The sequence below is a fragment of the Micropruina glycogenica genome, assembly GCF_900289045.1.
GTDB lineage: Bacteria > Actinomycetota > Actinomycetes > Propionibacteriales > Propionibacteriaceae > Micropruina > Micropruina glycogenica.
Map to the genome: position 1 here is coordinate 3384629 of NZ_LT985188.1, position 19442 is coordinate 3404070.

General features: G+C 69.5%; 21 protein-coding genes. 14 read left to right on the top strand and 7 right to left on the bottom strand.

All coding sequences use genetic code 11. The features are described 5' to 3' along the window. Window positions 1-40: 40 nt before the first annotated feature. On the bottom strand, window positions 41-943 hold the full coding sequence (locus tag MPLG2_RS15930; RefSeq protein ID WP_105186994.1) for a metallophosphoesterase: 903 nt from the start codon (window positions 941-943) through the stop codon (window positions 41-43). 10 nt (window positions 944-953) lie between these two features. Continuing rightward, window positions 954-3344 (bottom strand): transglycosylase domain-containing protein, encoded by a 2391-nt coding sequence (locus tag MPLG2_RS15935; RefSeq protein ID WP_158681274.1) that lies wholly within the window; start codon window positions 3342-3344, stop codon window positions 954-956. Window positions 3345-3603: 259 nt separating this feature from the next. Between MPLG2_RS15935 and MPLG2_RS15940 the strand changes: the two genes are divergently transcribed. Then, a complete protein-coding gene (locus MPLG2_RS15940) occupies window positions 3604-3885 on the top strand; it encodes a WhiB family transcriptional regulator (protein WP_105186996.1) in 282 nt (93 codons plus the stop codon). Here MPLG2_RS15940 and MPLG2_RS15945 read toward each other — a convergent pair. Next, complete coding sequence (locus MPLG2_RS15945) at window positions 3850-4938, bottom strand: ArsA family ATPase (RefSeq protein WP_105186997.1); 1089 nt, start codon at window positions 4936-4938, stop codon at window positions 3850-3852. The genes MPLG2_RS15940 and MPLG2_RS15945 overlap by 36 nt on opposite strands. Further along, window positions 4935-5825, bottom strand: coding sequence for an ArsA-related P-loop ATPase (locus MPLG2_RS15950; protein ID WP_105186998.1), 891 nt, complete (start codon window positions 5823-5825; stop codon window positions 4935-4937). Before MPLG2_RS15950 ends, MPLG2_RS15945 begins: the two co-directional genes overlap by 4 nt. 53 nt (window positions 5826-5878) lie before the next feature. Here MPLG2_RS15950 and MPLG2_RS19145 point away from each other — a divergent pair, with 53 nt between their 5' ends. The 6 genes from MPLG2_RS19145 (at window position 5879) to MPLG2_RS15975 (ending at window position 10337) form a co-directional block, all read left to right on the top strand. Then, window positions 5879-6040 carry a DUF4177 domain-containing protein gene (locus MPLG2_RS19145; RefSeq protein ID WP_197709991.1) on the top strand — a complete coding sequence of 54 codons (162 nt, stop codon included), beginning with the start codon at window positions 5879-5881 and terminating at the stop codon, window positions 6038-6040. A 17-nt stretch (window positions 6041-6057) separates the two neighbouring features. After that, a complete protein-coding gene (locus MPLG2_RS15955) occupies window positions 6058-6528 on the top strand; it encodes a RidA family protein (RefSeq protein ID WP_197710212.1) in 471 nt (156 codons plus the stop codon). Continuing rightward, a complete protein-coding gene (gene nth, locus MPLG2_RS15960) occupies window positions 6528-7220 on the top strand; it encodes an endonuclease III (RefSeq protein WP_105187000.1) in 693 nt (230 codons plus the stop codon). Before MPLG2_RS15955 ends, nth begins: the two co-directional genes overlap by 1 nt. A 71-nt stretch (window positions 7221-7291) precedes the next feature. Further along, window positions 7292-7903 (top strand): TlpA disulfide reductase family protein, encoded by a 612-nt coding sequence (locus MPLG2_RS15965; protein WP_158681275.1) that lies wholly within the window; start codon window positions 7292-7294, stop codon window positions 7901-7903. Then, complete coding sequence (locus MPLG2_RS15970; protein ID WP_105187002.1) at window positions 7900-8541, top strand: NUDIX hydrolase; 642 nt, start codon at window positions 7900-7902, stop codon at window positions 8539-8541. Before MPLG2_RS15965 ends, MPLG2_RS15970 begins: the two co-directional genes overlap by 4 nt. A gap of 104 nt (window positions 8542-8645) precedes the next feature. Continuing rightward, entirely contained in the window at window positions 8646-10337 is a 1692-nt protein-coding gene (locus MPLG2_RS15975; RefSeq protein WP_105187003.1) for a glycoside hydrolase family 13 protein, read from the top strand. Window positions 10338-10477: 140 nt separating this feature from the next. Here the strand turns inward: MPLG2_RS15975 and MPLG2_RS15980 are convergent, their stop codons facing one another. After that, entirely contained in the window at window positions 10478-11002 is a 525-nt protein-coding gene (locus MPLG2_RS15980; RefSeq protein ID WP_105187004.1) for a phage holin family protein, read from the bottom strand. A gap of 127 nt (window positions 11003-11129) precedes the next feature. Beyond that, entirely contained in the window at window positions 11130-11870 is a 741-nt protein-coding gene (locus MPLG2_RS15985) for a methyltransferase domain-containing protein (protein WP_105187005.1), read from the bottom strand. Between the two features lie 47 nt (window positions 11871-11917). On the opposite strand from MPLG2_RS15985, the gene ssd reads away from it, so the two are divergent. The 7 genes from ssd to MPLG2_RS16020 all read left to right on the top strand — a co-directional run bounded on the left by ssd (window position 11918) and on the right by MPLG2_RS16020 (window position 17071). Beyond that, window positions 11918-13000, top strand: a complete 1083-nt coding sequence (gene ssd / locus MPLG2_RS15990) for a septum site-determining protein Ssd (RefSeq protein WP_158681276.1) — start codon at window positions 11918-11920, stop codon at window positions 12998-13000. Further along, a complete protein-coding gene (locus tag MPLG2_RS15995; RefSeq protein ID WP_105187006.1) occupies window positions 12997-14151 on the top strand; it encodes a TadA family conjugal transfer-associated ATPase in 1155 nt (384 codons plus the stop codon). Before ssd ends, MPLG2_RS15995 begins: the two co-directional genes overlap by 4 nt. Then, window positions 14139-14939 carry a type II secretion system F family protein gene (locus tag MPLG2_RS16000; RefSeq protein ID WP_105187007.1) on the top strand — a complete coding sequence of 267 codons (801 nt, stop codon included), beginning with the start codon at window positions 14139-14141 and terminating at the stop codon, window positions 14937-14939. The genes MPLG2_RS15995 and MPLG2_RS16000 overlap by 13 nt, the downstream gene beginning before the upstream one ends. After that, window positions 14936-15700 carry a type II secretion system F family protein gene (locus MPLG2_RS16005; RefSeq protein ID WP_105187008.1) on the top strand — a complete coding sequence of 255 codons (765 nt, stop codon included), beginning with the start codon at window positions 14936-14938 and terminating at the stop codon, window positions 15698-15700. Before MPLG2_RS16000 ends, MPLG2_RS16005 begins: the two co-directional genes overlap by 4 nt. Before the next feature lie 359 nt (window positions 15701-16059). Next, entirely contained in the window at window positions 16060-16254 is a 195-nt protein-coding gene (locus MPLG2_RS16010; RefSeq protein WP_105187009.1) for a DUF4244 domain-containing protein, read from the top strand. 54 nt (window positions 16255-16308) lie between these two features. After that, a complete protein-coding gene (locus MPLG2_RS16015) occupies window positions 16309-16644 on the top strand; it encodes a hypothetical protein (RefSeq protein WP_105187010.1) in 336 nt (111 codons plus the stop codon). A gap of 88 nt (window positions 16645-16732) precedes the next feature. Continuing rightward, window positions 16733-17071, top strand: coding sequence for a flp pilus-assembly TadE/G-like family protein (locus MPLG2_RS16020; protein ID WP_158681277.1), 339 nt, complete (start codon window positions 16733-16735; stop codon window positions 17069-17071). Here the strand turns inward: MPLG2_RS16020 and MPLG2_RS16025 are convergent. Beyond that, a complete protein-coding gene (locus MPLG2_RS16025; RefSeq protein ID WP_105187012.1) occupies window positions 17041-19341 on the bottom strand; it encodes a DEAD/DEAH box helicase in 2301 nt (766 codons plus the stop codon). The two genes, MPLG2_RS16020 and MPLG2_RS16025, sit on opposite strands and share 31 nt — an antisense overlap. Window positions 19342-19442 lie beyond the last annotated feature (101 nt).

Below are 19442 nucleotides of genomic sequence, written 5' to 3' on the forward strand. Positions count from 1 at the left end.
CCCCGCGGGCCGACGAGCAGTCTATACGAGTCGCTCGCGATCAGCCATTTGAGTCCGAGGCGGTGAGCGTGAGCACCGTCACCTCGGGCGGGCAGGCGAACCGATACGTGGCGAACGGCGAACTGCCCATACCCGCCGACACGTGCAACCAGGAGGTGTGCCCGTCGTGGGCGTGGGTCGAAAGACCCTTGGCGCGAATGGTGTCGAGATCGCAGTTGGTGACCAGGGCGCCGTAGTAGGGCACACACACCTGACCGCCGTGGGTGTGGCCGGCCAGGATCAGCTCGACGCCGTCGGCGGTCATGGCGTTCAGCACGCGCAGGTAGGGGGCGTGGGTGACGCCGATCGAGACGTCCGCCTCGGCCGACGGCGGGCCGGCCACCAGAGCGTAGTCGTCGCGGCCCAGGTGAGCGTCGTCGGTGCCACGGAACTCGAACGTGATGCCGCGCACCGTGATCAGCGTGCGGCCGCTGTCGACGTCGACCCAGCCGCGTTCGGAGTAGGCCGCCTTCAACTGCTCGACCGGCAGCGGCTCGTTGCGGTCTGCGCGGCCCTCGGTGGAGCGAATCAGGTACGCCATGGGCGGCCGAAAGGTCGGCGCTTCGTAGTCGTTCGAGCCCATCACGTAGACGCCGGGCACGTCGCGCAGCCGTCCCCAGGCCCGCATCAAGGGCTCCAGGGACGCCTGCTCGCTCCAGTTGTCGCCGGTGGTCACCACCAGGTCGGGCTCGAGCCCGGCCAGCGCGCTGATGAACTCGGTCTTGTAGGCCTGCCGGGCCATCACGTGAATGTCTGACACGTGCAACAGGCGCAGCGGTGCCGACCCCGGCGGCAGAATCGGCACCCGTTGCCTTCGGACGAGGAAGTGCCTGGCCTCGTAGAAGCCGTAGGCCACGCAGGCCGCGCCAACGGCCGCCACGCGGCCCAACACGGCTCCGATCACGGTCGGAAGGCTACTTCTTCTTGGTGGGCGACGGGGACGGCTTGGGCGACGCACTACCGTTGTCGTCTTTCTTGACGTCGTCCTTCGGCTTCTTCACCTTCTTGGGGCCGGCCGAGATGAGAATGCGAATGCTGGTGCCGCGCACAGCCACGCCCGACGGGCTGATGCCGAGGAACGTGCCCTTGGGCGTGTTGCTCGCGATGGTGTCGGTATAGGACCCGAAGCCCGCATTGAGCAGCACGGTGCGGCAGTTCGAGACGCCCGAGCAGCTCGGCACGTCCACCTTCTCACCAGCGAGAATGCCGTAGGGCGGATCGACGAAGCCGGGACCCTTCGGGAACTCCTTCAGCGCCGCGGCGAAGGCAGGTTTGAAGATGCGTGCCCCCGCCTCTTGGCCGGAGAGGCCATACAGGGTGCGGCCGGAGTGCTGCATGCGTGCACCCTTGAGGTAGACCTGCTTGCGATACCCGCTCCAGTACTTCTTGAACCGGGGATCACTGGAGTAGCTGATCATGCCGCCACCGGCCAGGTTGCGGGTGAATCCGACGGTCCAAATGGCCTTGTTGTCTGGCACCGTGCCGGTCTTGCCCGCGATCGTGTAGCCCGAGATTTGTGCCGGACGAGCCGTGCCCGAGCGGAAGGGGCCCTGGAACACCTTGGCCAGGGCGTCGGCGATGCCCTCGTCGAGAACCCGGCGGCAGTTGGCGTCGGGGGGTTCGATCGCGCCACCGGCAGCGGTCTTGATCGACTTGACGATGACGGGCTCGCAGCGAATACCCCGCGCGGCGACGGTGGCGTAGGCGTTCACCAATGAGATCGGCGAAACCTCAACCGCGCCGAGCGTGAACGACGGGTAGTTGCTGTATGTCTTGGTGAGCGCATCACCCTTGGGGTCGATGGAGGGCTGCAGGCCGAGCGCCTGCGCGATCTTGGTGGCCTCGCACAAGCCTGCTGCAGCCTCGAGTTGCACGAAGTAGCCGTTCACCGATTTGGTGGCTCCCGTGAATAGGTTGAAGGTGCCACCCACACCCACCACGTTCCAGCGCTTGTTCACCCTGACGGCGCCTTGGCACGACTGAAACTTCCAGCCGTTGAAGTCCATCTGCGGCTTGACCTTGATGTTGCCGTACGCCCCGAGTCCGTTCTTCAACGCGGCGGCCGCCACGAACATCTTGAAGGTCGAACCTGCCTGGTAGCCGGATCCGCCACCCATGCTCTTGCCGACCGCGTAGTTCCAGTAGGTCTGGCTCGTCTTGGTGCCCATCTTCTGGCGGTTCTGCGCCATGGCGACGATGAGGCCGGTGCCGGGTTGGATCATGACCATCACCGAATCGACGGGGTCGCGCGGGTCGAGGTAGCTGCGAATCGCCTTCTCGGTCTTGCGCTGCACCTTCGGGTCGATGATCGTGCGAATGGTGAGGCCGCCGCGGTACAGGGCGTTCTCGCGGTCTTCGACGGTGGCGCCGAGGTTGCTGGATGCGAGCATGGTGCGCTTCACGTAGTCGCAGATGAACGGGAACTCGCTGTTGGCGCAGCCGTGCAGCTTGCTCTTGGGCTTCACCAGCCCCAGCCCCGTGGCCTTCGCCTCGGCCGCCTCTTGGGCGGTGATCACGCCCACGTCTTTCTGGGCCATGCGGTCGAGCACGTCGTTGCGGCGCTGCTTGGCCACCAGCGCGAGGCCGCTGGTGCGCGGGTTGGTGCCCACCGGGTTACGCACCATGCCGGCCAGCAAGGCGGCCTGGGGCAGGGTCAGCTTGCTGGCGTGCACGCCGAAGTAGTTGAGTGCGGCCGCTTCGACGCCGTAGGCGCCGTCGCCGTAATAGGCGATGTTGAGGTAGCGCTCGAGAATCTGGTCTTTGGTGAGCTGCTTTTCGAGGGCGATCGCGTAGCGCAGCTCTTGAATCTTGCGCGTGATGGTGTTCTCTTGCGCCTTCTGCACGCCGTCGGAGTCACCCCTGGCCTGCGCGGCGCTGATCAGCGACATCTTCACGTACTGCTGGGTGAGGGTGGACGCGCCCTGGGTGTTGCCGCGGACCGTGCTGACCAGCGCACGCAGCGTGCCCTGCAGGTCCATGGCGCCATGCTCGTAGAAGCGGTGGTCTTCGATCGCGATCTGCGCCTTCTGCATGATCGGGGCGATCTTGTCGAGGGTGACGTACTGCCGGTTCTCGTCGTAGAAGTTGACCAGCGTCGAGCCGTCGGCCAGCAGCACCTTCGACTTCTGCGCCAGAGGCACCTCGACCAATTCGGCCGGCAGGGCGTCCATGGCCGCTGCGGTGGACTTGCTGACCTCGGCCGACACACCCGCGGCGGGTACGACGAGCCCCGCGATCAACAAACCGCCGAGCACGCTGACCACGAGAAACATGACCAGCGAGTAGAGCCTCTTCCCCAAACGCATGGTCACCAGACTACGTGACGCTCAACCTGAGCCCCGTATCGACTCCTGAGAAGGACGTGAACGTTGAGTTGCGGCCCGCCGAACCCCGTGCCGGGTGGCGGCGCCGACGAGAGATTCGTCGGTTGAGCACCGTGTTGCTGAAGATTCGCCAGGGTTTTCGTTGATTTGCGCGTACCTCGACTTTGCGTGTGCGACGCCAACCACTACAATCGGTAGTAGCGGTCCGGTGTTCCGATTCCCCCGAAATAGGTGATGACCCATGACAGTCATGGAGACCGATAGTTGGCCGATGCAGGCCAAGTGTCGGGGCATGCAGGACGACCTGTTCCCCGACGGTGCCGAGCAGAAACGTGCACGCACGATCTGTGCCGGCTGCCCGGTCAAAGCCATGTGTCTGGCAGAAGCGCTCGACAATCGCATCGAGTGGGGGGTCTGGGGCGGCATGACCGAACGCGAACGCCGCAGGCTGCTGCGCAAGCACACCGAGATCACGTCGTGGCGGCGGCTATTGCTGCAGCCCCAGCCACAACTCGCTGAGTGATCTCAGATCGCTGACGCCGCCGGGCGCGAGTGCCACCTCGGCCACCGGAACACCGATGTCGTACAGCGGACGGCCGGCCGCACGCTCTGCTGCCCGTCGCTGCTGCGCCCGCCGATGATGGGCCAGCACCTGCTGCTGAGCCTGATCGGCGTGCAGGTCGGCCGCGGCCAGCGCCTCGGCTGACGTGGGCGCCACCGGCGTCACCTGATTGATCACGACACCGCGCAGCGGCAGCCCGTCGTGCCGTAGCCGCCGTGCCAGCGCGACCGCCTCGCCCACCGGGGTTGGCCGGGGTGCGGCCACCACCACGAACGCCGCCCGGTCGGACTTCAGCAGGGTGCGGGTCTGGGTGGCGTTGGCCTCGAAGCCCAGCACGGCCCGTTCGAAAACCCGAAGAAACGTGCGCAGGTCGCCGAAGAGGCGTCCACCCAGAATCGAGTCGAGCGCCTTGGTGGCCAGCGCCGCACCGGCGTCCAGAAAGGCGAAGGGGCCGCGGGGAAGGCCCAGCGCCACGCGCAGCAGCGGGTTGTGCGCCAGGGCCTCGAGGCGATTCGGACCGTCGAGAAAGTCGAGGGCCGAGGCGCTCGGCGGGGTGTCGACCACGATCAGATCCCAGGTTCCGGCCTGCTCCGCCCGGCGGGAGAGTTCGCCGACCTTCTCCATCGCCACGTACTCCTGGGTGCCCGAGAACGCCTCAGCCAGGGCCTGATAGAAGGGGTTGGCCTTGATGCGTTCGGCGTCCTCAGGGGTGTTCTGGGCGGCGAGGGCCTGATCGAAGGCGTGCCGCACGTCGAGCATCATCGCCTCGAGGCTGCCGACGGCATCGCTCAACGGCACGGGCGTCGGCTCGTGCGCCAGGTCGTCCAAACCCATCGCCTGCGCCAGTCGCCGGGCGGGATCGATGGTGACCACCACGACCTTACGGCCCAGTTGGGCGGCGCGCACCGCCAGCGCCGCCGACAGCGTGGTCTTGCCCACACCGCCGGTGCCGACGCAGAACAGCAGCCGCAGCCTGGGGTCGGTGAGCAGCTGGTCGGGCACGAAGGCGGTCACGCGAGCTCCAGCTGGTCGGCGAGCGTGCTCAGACCGTGCCCGGACGGGTCGTGGTCGGCCACGCACGTGACGCCCAACCCGGTGCGGTAACGCAGCAGAGCCTGCCACGCGGCCTGGCCACGAGCCCGGTCGGCCTCGTCGAGCAGGGCGGCGGTCATGCGATTCCAGTCGTCGGGGGTGATGCCGTCGGGGGCCCCTGGCAGCGGGTCGGGCACGGGTGGAACGGCGATGCAGCGGTTGGCGATCACCGTGCCCAGCCGCAGGTCGAGTGCCTGCAGGGCCGCGACGGTTTCGATGGTTTCGGTCACCGGCAGGTCGCCCAGCAGCGTCACCACGTGGGTGCGGCAGGTCGGGTCGCGCAGGTCGTCCATCACCGAGGCGGCCTGCTCGGCGATCGGGCTGCCGTCGGTGAGTTCGGTCAAGCCGACCCCGGCGCCGAGAAACGAGCCGATGCGGCCAGAGGGCGGCGCGTCGAGCACCAGCACGTCGATGCCCGGGTGTGTCTCGGTGAGGTGCGTCACCTGGCCGATCAGCAGAATGTCGCGCAGGCCAGGGGCGATGCGGGTGGCGAAGTCGACGAGCGGGTCGAGTTGCAGCAGGTCCGCGGCGAAGCCGAGCCGGTAGTAACGCTGCAGATAGCCGGCCAACGAGGCCCGCGCGTCGATCTGGACGCCCTCGATGCGGCCGCTACGGGTGGGCAGCAGCAACTTCGGCTCGTGGCCGACCGCACTGCCTGACGCCAAGGCGAGCCCTCCGCGTCCTTCGACCTCGGCGACCACCACCCGGGCCCCCTCACGCGAGAGCCGCAGGGCGAGCGCGAGCGCGATGGTGGTCTTGCCCACGCCGCCCTTGCCGGTCACGATGTGCAGCGGGCAGCGCTCTGGCATGCCTGCCAGCGTACGCGGCGACCGCTGTCGGCCCCGGGCATTAGGGTTGCGCCATGACCAAGTGGGAGTACGTCACGGTGCCGGTGCTGGTGCACGTGACCAAGCAGATTCTCGACCAGTGGGGCGCCGACGGGTGGGAGCTGGTGCAGGTGGTTCCGGGGCCCAACCCGCAGAACCTCGTCGCCTACCTGAAGCGGCCGCTGGAGGACGGGTGAACGACGAGCTGGACGGCCTGACGCCGTCCCAGCGTCTCGCCGAGTTGGGGCTGGTGTTGCCTGCGGTGGCCAGGCCGCTGGCCGCCTACGTGCCCGCGGTCGCCTCCGCCGGGCAGGTGTTCACCTCGGGTCAGTTGCCCACCGTGAACGGCACCCTGATCGCCACCGGCAAGGTGGGTGCCGAGGTCGGGCTCGAGGTGGCGATCGAAGCGGCCCGGGTGGCGGCGTTGAACGCCCTGGCCGCGGCTGCGGCTCAGGCGGGCGGCCTCGACAACATTCGACGCGTGGTGCGCGTGGTGGTGTTCGTGGCCTCCGACCCGTCCTTCACCGCGCAGCCGCAGGTCGCCAACGGGGCCAGCGAGCTGTTCGGCCAGATCTTCGGGGTCCTCGGCGTGCACGTACGCTCGGCGGTGGGCGTCTCGGTGCTGCCGCTGGACGCACCCGTCGAACTCGAACTGGTCGTCGAGGCCAGCGCCGCGGCGTTCTGATGGAAACCCGCACGGCGCTCGTCAGGCGGGCCAGGGCGATCAACCGCACCCTGGCCGCCACCTACCCCGACGCGCGCTGTGAACTCGACTTTTGCAACCCGCTGGAGTTGCTGGTCGCCACAATTTTGAGCGCCCAGTCGACCGACAAACGGGTCAACCTGGTGACCCCGGCGGTGTTCGCGCGCTACCCGAACGCGGCCGCCTACGCCGCGGCCGAGCGCGAGACGCTGGAGCAGTTGATTCACCCCACCGGCTTCTTTCGCGCCAAGTCCGACGCTCTGATCAAGCTGGGGGCCGCCCTGGTGGAGCGCTTCGGCGGCGAGGTGCCGGGGCGCCTGAAAGACCTCGTCACGCTGCCCGGGGTGGGTCGCAAGACCGCCAATGTAGTGCTGGGCAACGCGTTCGACGTGCCGGGCATCACCACCGACACTCACTTCATGCGGTTGTCGGCACGCTTCGGCTGGTCTGACTCGGCCAAGCCCGACGTGGTCGAGGCCGAAGTGGGCTCACTGTTCCCGCGCAGCGACTGGACGCAGCTCTCGCACAACGTGATCTGGCACGGTCGCCGGTGCTGCCACGCGAGGCGTCCGGCCTGTGGGGCGTGCCCGGTGGCGCGCCTGTGCCCCAGCTACGGCGAGGGGCCCACCGACCCCAAGGTCGCGGTGAAACTACTGCGAGAGCCGCGCGGATGAGCCGCGGGCGCGCTCCGTCGTTCCGGCGTCTTCCGTCATTCCGGCGAACGCCGGAATCTCGCTTGGCCCGCGTGTCGGCTGCGGCCGTGGCGGTGCTCATGCTGCTCGCCGGCTGCACGATCACGCGCGTCGAAGAGCCATCGGCCAGCTCCGACCCGACCTTTGTTCCGGCGACGCAGGCCGAGGTGCTGCAGGCACGAAAGGCGGCCGGCATCGCGGCGTGCCCCGAGTCGTCCGAGACGGTGGCGGCCCGACCCGACGGCTTGCCCGACCTGACGCTCGACTGCCTGGGCGGCGACTCGACGGTGCGGTTGGCCGGGCTGCGCGGCAAACCGATGGTGATCAACCTGTGGGCGCAGTGGTGCGCGCCGTGCCGTGCCGAGTCGCCGTTTCTGCGTGAGTTCGCGCAGGTCGGCAAGGGCAAGGTGCTGCTGCTCGGGCTGAACTACGCCGACCCGCGGCCCGAACTGGCGGTCGAGTTCGCGTCGCTGGTGGGTTGGAAGTACCCGCAAATGGCTGATCCCGACCGACGGTTGGGCGCGGCGCTGGCACTGCCGGTGGCGATCCCGATCACGCTGTTCGTCGACGCCGACGGACGCCTGGTGCGCACCTACATCGGCGGCGTGCACTCCTACGACGAACTCAAGCAGCTCACCCATGACGAGCTCGGTGTGACGTTGTGACTCGGTTCGACCTCGAACCCTTGCGCACCGCGCTCGCCGGCCCCGAGGCGGCGGCCGCGGTGGCGTCGCGGCGGGCCGCGGGCGGGCGACCGGCTGCGGTGCTGATCGCGCTGGCCCAATACCCGCAGGCCACCAGCGTGGTGTTGGTCGAAAAGGACGCCCGGCTGCGCACCCACGCCGGCCAGGTGGCCTTTCCCGGCGGCGGCATCGAGCCGGCCGACGTGTCGGCGGTCGCCGGAGCGCTGCGCGAGGCCGACGAAGAGGTGGGGTTGGCGCCGTCCGAGATCGACGTGTTGGGGGTGTTGCCGCCGGCGCACGTCCGGGCGTCCGACTTCGACGTGACGGCGGTGGTGGGGGCGTGGCAGGCGCCGCGACCGCTGGTGCCCGTCGACGTGGGCGAGATCGCGGCGGTGCACAGCGTGCCCCTCGACGTGCTGCTCGACCCGGCCAACCGGGTCACCTGGAGGCACGAGTCGGGCTTCGAGGGGCCCGGTTTCGTGGTCGGCGAACTGTTCGTGTGGGGGTTCACCGCCTACCTGCTCGACGGGCTGTTCGACCTGGCCGGTTGGACCCGGCCGTGGCGCCGCGAGCGGCTGGCCGAGATTCCCGAGCGCTTTCTGCGCGGACGCCGCCGGTAGCTGAGCGCCACTGGAGGGTTGTGCCGCCGCTTCGCCGTGGCCGGCGAAAGTGGCGTGATTTCCGTCCAGTGGCGGTGATGGACGCCCTGCGGCAGGATCGTGGTATGACGTGGTGGAAGAGTTCCGTGGTCTATCAGATCTACCCCCGATCGTTCGCCGACAGTGACGGTGACGGCATCGGCGACGTGCGCGGCATCATCGATCATCTCGACCACCTGAGCGCTCTTGGTGTCGACGTGCTCTGGCTGTCGCCGATCTACCGCTCGCCGCAAGACGACAACGGTTACGACATCAGCGACTACACCGACATCGACCCGTTGTTCGGCACGCTGGCCGACGTCGACGAGTTGATCGCGGCCCTGCATCAGCGGGGCATGAAGCTGGTGATGGATCTGGTGGTCAACCACACCTCTGATGAGCACCAGTGGTTCATCGACAGTCGTGACCCTGCCTCTGACAAGCGCGATTGGTATGTGTGGCGACCCGCCCGTGAGGGTTTCGAGCCGGGTGCCGAGGGTGCCGAGCCGACCAACTGGGGGTCGTACTTCACCGGCTCGGCGTGGCAGTACGACGAGGCGTCGGGTGAGTACTACCTGCATCTGTTCAGCCGCAAGCAGCCCGACCTCAATTGGGAGAACCCGTCGGTTCGCCAGGCGGTCTACGCGATGATGAACTGGTGGGTCGAGCGCGGCGTCGACGGTTTTCGCATGGATGTGATCAACCTGATCAGCAAGACCCTGCCGCTGGTCGACGGCGAGCCGACGCCCGGGCTGGGCGGGCTGTGTTACGACCCGGGCATGGTGGCCAACGGGCCGCGGCTGGAGGAGTTCCTCAAAGAGATGAACGCCGCCGTCGGGCTGTCGCAGCGGCAACTGTTCACCGTGGGCGAGATGCTCGCGGTCGACGTCGACCACGCCCGCCGGTACACCTCGTTCGAGGCGGACGAGCTGGGCATGGTGTTCACCTTCGAGCACATGAGCCTCGACCAGCAGCCGGGGGTGAGCAAGTTCTTTCTGGCCCCGCTGCACCTGCCCGACCTCAAGGCGAACCTGGCGTTGTGGCAGTACGGGTTGGCCGATGACGGCTGGAACTCGCTGTACTGGAACAACCACGACCAGCCGCGGGTCGTCAGCCGGTTCGGCGACGACTCCGACGAGTTCAGGGTCACCTCGGCCAAGACGCTCGGCACGGTGCTGCACATGCTGCGCGGCACGCCGTACGTCTACCAGGGCGAGGAACTGGGCATGACGAACGCGGGCTACACCGAGGCCGAACAGTACGCCGACATCGAGTCGGTGAACTTCTACCGGCTGGCGACGGCTGCCGGGTTGCCGGTCGAAGCGGTGCTCACCGGGCTGGCGGCCAAGAGTCGTGACAACGCGCGCACTCCGGTGCAGTGGACCGAGGGCCCGAACGCCGGCTTCACGTCAGGACGTCCGTGGCTGCCCGTGAACGCCAACCACGTCACCATCAACGCCGACGCGGCAAGGGCCGATGCCGGCTCGGTGTTTCACCACTACCGACGGCTGATCGGGCTGCGGCACGACCACGAGGTGGTGCGTGAGGGTCGGTTCGAGTTGTTGCTGCCCGACCACGAGCAGATTTTCGCCTACACGCGCACGCTGGGCGATCAGGTGCTGGTGACGGTGGCCAACATGTCGTCGCACGAGGTGCGGCTGCAACCGGGCGACGTGCCGGACGTCACCGGGGCCGAGGTGCTGATCGCGACCCACGAGCAGCCGACGGTGGACGTGCTGCGGCCGTGGGAGTCGGCGGTCTACCTGGTCGGGTCGTGATTCAGGCTGTGAGGCGTGCGTTCTGGCGCCTTCGTTGAGCTTGTCTTCGCTGGTCGAGCTTGTCGAGACCCGTTGCGGCCAGGGGTTTCGAGACACTCAACCAACGGCCCGCGTTTGATCGGCGATTCGCTGGGTTCTGCTCAGGAACCGGGCGGTACGAAGGTGGGCCTCGTCGACGTTCCTGCCGTGATGCTCGGGGCGGCCTTGCGGGCGGCCTTGCGAGCCTCGACTTCGGCCTCAGCCTGGGACTGGCCGCGCGCGAGTGCGTCCTTGACCGCGTCGACGGAGTCTTCGGCCTGCTTGATCGTGGCCTGCGGGCCCTTGGCGGCGGCGACCTTGTTCTTGCCGACCAGCGCCAGTACGCCGGCGATCAGGAACAGCACCACAGCCATGATCACCAAGCCCATGCAGGCGGCCAGGAACGGCGCCCAGCCCAGCGAAGTGGCGAACCAGTTCGCAACCAGCGCCGACAGGCCCAGAAACACCAGCGCCAGCCCGTTGATGCCGAAGTAGCCCGCAGCACCGAACAAGCCGGCGCCGATACCGGCCGACTTCACCTGCGGCACCAGTTCGGCCTTGGCGAGTTCGACCTCGCCGCGCACGATGGTGGTGACGTCGGCCTGAATGGCCTTGATCGCGTCCGCGATGTCTAGCTGGTTCGCCATGTGAAAGCCGCCCTTTCGCTGCTGTGTCGTTCAGCCTAGTGGGCAGCCGACGGGCTGTCTGGCCTCCTTTGGGACCGATCTTGGGGTCGGCGAGCGTGCAGACGGTCACCGAGCGGCGTTGCGGCGGTCAGAGCTGAATCTGCAGGCCGTCGTCTGGCAGGTCGAGCGGAGCGGTCAACTCGGTGTGATCGACCCGGGCACGCCAGCACAGCACCCGGTAGGGCAGCAGCAGCGGCTCGGGCGGGCGGGCCGCGTTCTCGTAGAGGGCGGCGACGTCGGCCAGCAACGCGTCGCGGGTGGCGTCGTCCAACTGCTGGGCCACCGGCGTGCGTTCGACCATCGACAGCAGCCCGTCCCGATCGATCGGCACCCAGCGCCTGAACGCCCGGGTTTCGACGGTGGGAAAGTAGGCACTGTCGTCGAGCGCCTGCAGCGAATCGGTGCCGTAGTCGCCGCTCATCGCCTGCGCGTCGACCTGACGCACCAGCGCCACCAGACGTTTCACCCACGGCACCGAGTCGTCGCGAACCGTGTAGCTGATGCCGAGGCGGCCACCGGGACGCAGCACGCGGGCGAACTCCGAAAGGGCCAGCCCGGGCGCCAACTGGTGAAAGCTCTGGGCGAGCAGCACGCGCTCGAACGTGCACGGCGCCAGCGGCAGGGCCTCGGCGGCGGCCACCAGCGGAATGGCCGAGGGGGCGCGGCGCAGCATGGCGGAAACGCCGGCACGGTCGCGATCGACCAGCGTGAGGGGCTGGCCGGCCAGACCCGCCGCAAAAGGCGATGCGGAGCGTCCGATCACCAGCGTGGGGCCGTTCGAGCCCTCGACGAGCCAGTCGAGGGCGTTCGGCAGGCTCGAGGTGGTCACGCTGGCATCGTACGGGGCCGACGCACCGTGGTGCCGCGCGTGGCCGGATGTCGACGATCACCTTCACGCCGATCAGTTTGAACACCCGAGCGGTGTTGGTGTTCAAACTGATCGGCGTGGACGACGTGATGGTGGTTTCGGCCAATGCCGAGGTGCGCGACCTGGTGACCACGGCGGCGGTGGCGTTGGGTCAGCGCCCCGCCCTGTGCGACCCGAGCGAACTGGGCGGCCGGTGGCAGACGGCTTCGACCGTGTTCGTCGGGGTCGATGCCGCGGCCGAGGTCGCGGCACTGGCCCTGCCGCGCCGAGACCGCGTGTTTCTGGTCGGGCGTGACGTGGGGGCGGCCGCGTTGTGGTCGATGCCGTTGGGGGCCGAGGTGATCGTGCTGCCCGAGGGGCGGGCCTGGCTGTCGACGGTGTTGGCCGGTCCGGGCAGCCAGGGCACCGGGCGAGTGACGGTGCTGCTCGGCGGTTCGGGCGGCGTGGGCACCTCGACGCTGGCCGCCTCACTGGCCTGGACGGCGTCCAAGTCGGGGTCGTCGGTGGCCCTGGTCGATGCCGACCGGTTGGGCGGTGGCATCGACCTGCTGCTCGGGGCCGAGCAGACCACCGGCTGGCGGTGGCCGCGCTTCACTGCTGCCGAGGGAGTGCTCGGCGATCTGCGCGAGTTTCTGCCGGTCGTCGACGGGGTGGCCGTGGTGTCGATGGCCCGAGGGCCCGACCTCGACCTGGCCCGCGAACCACTCACCGCGGTACTCGGCTCGCTGCAGCGCACGTACGACCACGTCGTCATCGACCCCGGCCGCTGGGTCGGGGCAGCGGCGCGCGAATCGGTGCGCCACGCGTCCCGCACCCTGGTCGTGGTGGGCGGAAGCGTCCGAGGGCTGGCGGCCGCCGGTCAGGCGCTCCGCGCGTTCGAACCGTCCGAAGCCGAACTGGTGGTGCGCCAGCTACCGCCCGCCCGCCTGCCCGACGACGTGGCCGAAGACGTGCTGGGGCTGCCCGTCGCCGGCCGGCTGCGGCACGACCCACGGCTGGCCGCCGCGGCCGAACGCGGCGAGCGGCCGCCGCTGGGTCGGCGGCGCGGAGGGTTGGGTGCCCTGTGCGACCGGTTGCTGGAGGCGGCATGACCAGCCTGCCGCTCGAAGACATCCGCTCGGTGCTGGGGCGCACCGGTGCCGACCTGACCCCCGGCTCGGTGGCGGGGGCGCTGCGCGGGCTCGGGTTGCTGGTGTCCGAGAACACGGTGCGCGACACGGTCGATGCACTGCGCCGAGAAAGCGCCGGTGCGGGGCCGTTGGAGCAGTTGCTCGGCCTGCGCGGCGTCACCGATGTGCTCGTCAACGGCCCGCAGCACGTCTACATCGACCGGGGCGGCGGCCTCGAGGCGGTCGAGAGCCCGTTCGTCGATGACGACGACGTGCGCCGGCTGGCGGTGCGGCTGGCCGCGGTGGTCGGTCGCCGCCTCGATGAAGGAGCGCCGTATGTTGACGCGCGGCTGCCCGACGGCACCCGGGTACACGCGCTGCTCGGAGTACTCACCGACGTGGGCACCTGCCTGTCACTGCGGGTGCCGGCTCGCACCAGCCTCACTCTGGACGACTGGGTGACCAACCGCACCATGCACCCAGAGGCTGCGCGCTTGCTGCAGGCGCTGGTGGCGGCACGGGGTGCGTTTCTGATCTCGGGCGGCACCGGTTCGGGCAAGACCACCCTGCTCGCCACCCTGCTGGGCCTAGTCGACCGCAGCCATCGCATCGTGGTGGTCGAAGACTCGCGCGAACTCGCGCCGGCCCATCCGCACGTGCTGCGGCTGGAGGCCAGACCCGCCAACGCCGAAGGTGCGGGTGCGGTCGATCTGGCCACGCTGGTGCGGCAGGCGCTGCGTATGCGACCGGACCGCCTAGTGGTCGGCGAGGTGCGCGGTGCTGAGTTGGCCGACCTGCTCGCCGCCCTGAACACCGGCCACGAGGGCGGCTGCGGCACCGTGCACGCCAACTCGGCCGCCGACGTGCCGGCCAGACTCGAAGCGCTCGCGGCGTTGGGCGGACTGCCCCGCGCGGCGCTGCACGCCCAGGCCGCCGCGGCGCTCGACGTGCTGGTGCACATCACCCGATTGCCCGACGGACGGCGCTGGGTGCAGGAGCTGTCGTTGCTGCAGTGGGGCGAGGCGGCTGCCCTGTGCCGTCCGGTGCCCGGCTGGGAGTTCCCACCCTGCGGTGACCCCGTGCAGCACCCCGGCGCGGCGGAGTTGGCGAAGGCACTGCGATGGCCGCGTTGAGCGGGTTGCTGCTGGTCGCCGCGGTCGCGCTGTGGAGGCCCTTGAGGCCCTGGCGTCGGGTGCTGGTGCGTGCCCGCGCCACCCGCCCCGAGCGCCCCGTGCGGCTGATCCCCGTGCTTCTCATCGGGGTGCTGTTCATCACGGTGGCGGGCTGGCTGCTGGCCGGCGACCGCGGCGCGGTGCTGAGTGGCGTTGCCGCCGCATGCTCGGCCACGGCGGTCTGGACCATCACGCAGGCCCACCGCGCTCACCAGCGCAACCGTGCCGCCGACGAGGTCGCCCGGGGCAGCAGCGAATTGGCGGCTCTGCTGCGCGCCGGTCATCCGCCGGCCCGCGCGCTGGGGCTGGTGGCCGAAAGCGCACCGTGCTTCGCCGAATCGGCGGCGCACTTTCGTATCGGGGGCGATCTCACCGAAGCACTGCAACGAGTCGGTGATCGTCCCGGCTACGAGGGCTTGTGCGGCCTCGCGGCCACGTGGCGAATCGCACAACGCACGGGCGCGTCGATGACCACGTTTCTGGACGATCTAGCCACCCGCTTGATCGACGAGCGCGAACTGCGCCGCAGCGTCGGCACCGAACTGGCCGCCGCGCGCATGACGGGCCGGCTGCTCGGGTTTCTGCCGCTGGTCGGCCTGGGCATGGGGTACCTGATCGGTGGCGACCCGGTGGCCTTTCTCATCTCGTCGGTCGGCGGCCTGTGGTGCCTGGCCCTCGGGGTGGCTCTGGCAGTCGCCGGCGTGGTGTGGAGCGAGAAGCTGGCCGACCGGGCGGGCCAACTGCGATGAGTTCAGCACAGCTGGTGCTGCTGGCCGCGTTCGCCGCAGCAGTGGCGGTGTACCTGATCGTGGCACCGGGTCGGCACCACACGCTGGTGAAGGTGGTCGACAGCGGCCACCCCTCCAGCGGGCTTCGCGGGTGGCTCACACCGGTCGAGGGTGCGCCCAGCACGGTGACGCGCGCGGCAGCAGCCGCGATCGTCGGCTGCGTGGTGTTCGGCGTGCAGGGCGAGGCTTCGAGGGCCGTCCTGCTTGGTGGTCTGCTCGGCATCGTCGTTTTCGTGGGTCTCGGACGACTCGGGTCACCCGCCCGACGCCGCGAAGAATTGGCCGTTGTGTCGTCCCTTCCGGCTGTCTGCACGCTGCTGGCGGTGTGCCTGGAGGCCGGCCTGCCCCTACGCAACGCCGTGGCGGCCGTGGCGCAGGGACTGCGAGGGCCGGTGGGCGAGGTGCTGGCTCGGCTCGACGCCGCGGTTGGGCTGGGCACTCCTGAGCAGGACGCGTGGCATGAACTGGGCCGCAGACACCCGGCCTTCGAGTCGTTGGCCCGCGAACTGGGGCACGCGGCCGGTAGCGGGGTGGCGCTGGCGCCGCTGCTGCGGCAGCACGCCCGCGAGGCTCAACGCACTCTGCACGCCGCCGCCCAGGCCCGCGCCCGGCGCGCCGGCGTGAGCAGCGTGATGCCGCTGATGGTGTGCTTTCTGCCGGCGTTTCTGCTGATCGGGGTGGTGCCGATCATCGCCGGTGCGGCCCTGCACCTGTTCGGCTGACAACCGGCTGCGTTCGTCATTCCCGTGCACGTCGGGATCTCTCACGTGAGAGGTGAGGCGACCGGTGGTGGGTGGGTGAATGCGGTCCGTCCCGTCATGGCGGCGGACGTCGGAATCTCGTCGAGCGTGGGAGCGAACGACTACTGCAGCGAAGGCACTGTGAGCCGGCGCTTCGCCATTCCGGCGGACGCCGGACTCTCTCAGGTGGGGGTGACTGGCCGAGATCTCCGGACCCGCTTGTCCACAGATTTCAGCACTCCGGCGCGTTATCCACAGGCGCCGATCGGCGATGAACATCTCACGAGCGTGGTGCCCACACTGAGGACGAACCCCCGCCGGGGGACCGAAAGGAGAATCCCATGTTCAACCAGATCGTGGCCGTCACCCGTAGTGAGCGGGGCATGACCACGGCGGAGTACGCCCTCGGCACGATTGCCGTGGTGTGCATCGTCGGCGTCGTGATCAGCTTCGTGACGGGCGGCGCGTTCTCGGGTGAGGTCGCCGACACCGTCAGCCAGATCATCGACTGGATCCAGAGCTTCATCAAGCGGTGACCGGCCGGGGGCGGCTCTGTGCGGGGCCGCCCTCGCCGCCTAAGGGGGTGGGGTATGAAATCGGAGCGCGGCATGGTCAGCTTCGAGGTGGCCTTCGGAGTCATGCTCGCAGCCGTCGTGGCACTCGGGCTGTGTTACCTGCTGGCCCTCGTGGTGCAGCTGGGCGAGTTACAGGCGACGGCCGGCGAGGTGGCGCGGCAGCGGGCTCGTGACGACACGGCGGCCGCCGCGCGCGCCGAACGTGACGCTCCTGTGGGCACGCGGGTTCGGGTGAGCAATAGCGGCCGCGACGTGGTGGTGATCGCCGAGCTCAACTCGCAGCCCTGGGGTCTGTGGATTCCGGCGATGCCCCTGAGCGCCCGTGCGGTCGTAGCAAGAGAAGGGGCGTGACATGGTCGTCGACGAGGGCACGAACCGTCACGTTGGTTGCGGGCGTCGCAGCCGACCACCGCGGGCGGGCGAGCGAGGGGTGGGCACGGTGTTGGCCGTCGCCATTGTGATGGCGCTCGTCACGGTGGCGGCCGTTGGCCTGCTCGGGCTGACCTACGCAGCCACGGCACGGTCGGTGCGCCAAGCGGCCGATCTGGTGGCTGTGTCGGGTGCCCAGGCGCAGGCCCAGGGCTCGGACGCCTGCGCCGAGTCTCGCCGGGTGGCCGCGCTCAATCAGGTGGAGGTGAGTGGCTGTGAGGTGACCGGTGACCTGATCGACTTCGTGGTCGAGGTGAACGTCCGGCGCTCTGTGGGCTGGCGGCTCCCCGGTCTGCCCGAGGGAGTGGCAGCGGTCGCCTACGCGGGCAGCGTCACGGGGGTGCCGTGAGGGGCCTCCGTCGAGCCGGCGACCATGGGCCGCAGCACCGCGATGGCCGCCACGCGGTCGAGGGGGTGGTTGCCCGAGCCACAGGCCGGCGAGACAACGCACCGGGGGCAGCCCTTGTCGCAGCCGCAGGCTTCGAGCAGTTGCAGGGTGGCCGCGAGCCAGCGTTCGGCAACCCTGTAGCCCTCGTCTGCGAACCCCGACCCGCCGGGCAGCCCGTCGTGCACGAACACCGTCGGCGCTCCGGTGTCGGTGTGGTGCACCGTCGACAGCCCGCCGATGTCACCGCGGTCACAGGGGGCGAAGCCGGGCAGCAAGCCGATGGCGGCGTGCTCGGCGGCGTGCAGCCCGCCGGCCAGGTCGCGCTCGTCCAGTCCGTGGGCGTGCTTACTGTCGGGGGACGGCAGCGTCCACCACAGTGCGCGGGTGCGAAACGTGCGCCGGGGCAGGTCAAGGGGTGTGGAGTCCCACACTGCGCCGGTCACGCTGTCGCGGCGCAGATAGCCGGTGATCTGCGACGTCAACTCAATGGTGCCGGCGAACAGCGTTGCATCGCCCAGCGTGCGCTGGCGGTCCGTACCGATGATGCGCACGTCAGTGGTGCCCTGGGCCTGGGTGAACCACTCGGCACGCTGCTGGCGGCACAGCGCCACGCCCGCGGCCAGGTCGTACTGCTCGACCAGCCACTGCTCGCCCTGGTGCAGGTACACCGCGCCCTCGTGCACCGTGCGGTCGGCGGCAGTGGCGTCCACCTGACCGATCACGCGGCCCGTGGCGCTCTGCACGATCTCGACGCCGGTGCCGGCGATCGAGCGCAGGTCGATGGAGTCGACGGCCCGCTGCTGCGAGGTCCAGTACCAGGCGTCGCCGCGGCGTCGCAGCACACCACGGTCGGCCAGGCGTTCGAGAATGGGCAGCATCGTGGGGCCGAAGAACTGCTCGTCGCCGCTGGTCAGGGCCAGTTCTTGAGCGGCTGCGGCGAGGTGCGCCGACAGCACCGCCGGCTGCTGGGGGTGCAGCACGGTGGCTTCGATGGGGGACTCGAAGAGCGCTTCCGGGTGATCGCACAGCCACGTGTCGAGCGGATCGGGGCGGGCGATCAGCATGGCGAACGCGTCGCGTCCGTCACGGCCGGCCCGGCCCGCCTGCTGCCACAGGGCGGCCAACGAGCCGGGAAAGCCGATCGAGAGCACGGCGTCCATGCCGGTGATGTCGACCCCGAGTTCAAGGGCGTTGGTGCACGCGACGCCGCGCAGCCGTCCGGTCGACAGGGCCGCCTCGAGTTCGCGCCGGTCGTTGGCCAGGTAACCGGCCCGGTACGAGGCGATGCCGTCGGGGTCGATGCAGTGCCGTCGGGCCTGGTCGGCGACCAGTTCGGCCTGAATGCGCGACGTGGTGAACGCCAACGCCTGGTAGCCGTTGTCGACCAGCCGGGTGAGCATGGCCGCAGCCTCGCGATGCGGGTCGGCCGCAGCCTGCCAGACCACGAAGTCGAGTGCCGGACGGGTGCAACTGTCGCGATCCACCGCCAGGGCGTCGTACACGCCGGCCAGCCGCTCGAGATGGCGGGCCGGCTCGGCGATGGTGCCCGACGCGCTGATGAACACCGGGTCGGCGCCGTAGTGCCGGCAGAGTCGCCGCAATCGCCGCAGCACCGAAGCCACGTGGGCGCCGAACACGCCGCGGTAGCGGTGGGCCTCGTCGATCACCACGTAACGCAGCGAACGCAAGAAACCCTGCCAACGGTCGTGGCCCGGCAACACCGAGCGGTGCAGCATGTCGGGATTGGTCAGCACGAACGTGGCGAAGTCGCGGGCGAACCGCCGTTCCTCGGCCTCGGAGTCGCCGTCGAGGGTGGTGAGCCGCCACGACTGGCCGCCGAACTCACGGGCCCGCCGAGCCTGGTCGTGGGCCAGCGCCTTGGTCGGTGCGAGGTACAGGGCGGTGTGGGCACGGGTCGCCGGTGCCCAACGATGCACTGCAACGTCGTGCCCGATCGTGCCCTCGGCGGTGGCGGCGTAGATCGGCAACAGGTAAGCCAGCGACTTACCCGAAGCCGTCGAGGTACTGATCGCGACGTGTCGGCCTTCGAAGGCCGCCGAGGCGGCCACTCGCTGATGCTGCCACAACGCGGTGATGCCCTGTTCGGCCAACGCCGCACGCGCGCCGGGGGATACCCACGCGGGCACCTCGGCGGTGAGCCCAAGACGCGCCGGCCGATGATGCACGTGCCGCACCTCGGGTGCGTTCGCGATCCACTCGGGCACGGCCATGCCCTCAGGGTGCCACGATCGGCCGACAGAAGCGCGCGTGAATATGCGCGGAGGTCGACGGCGTTCAGATCGGCGCAAGCGCTGCGGTCTTGAGATCCCGG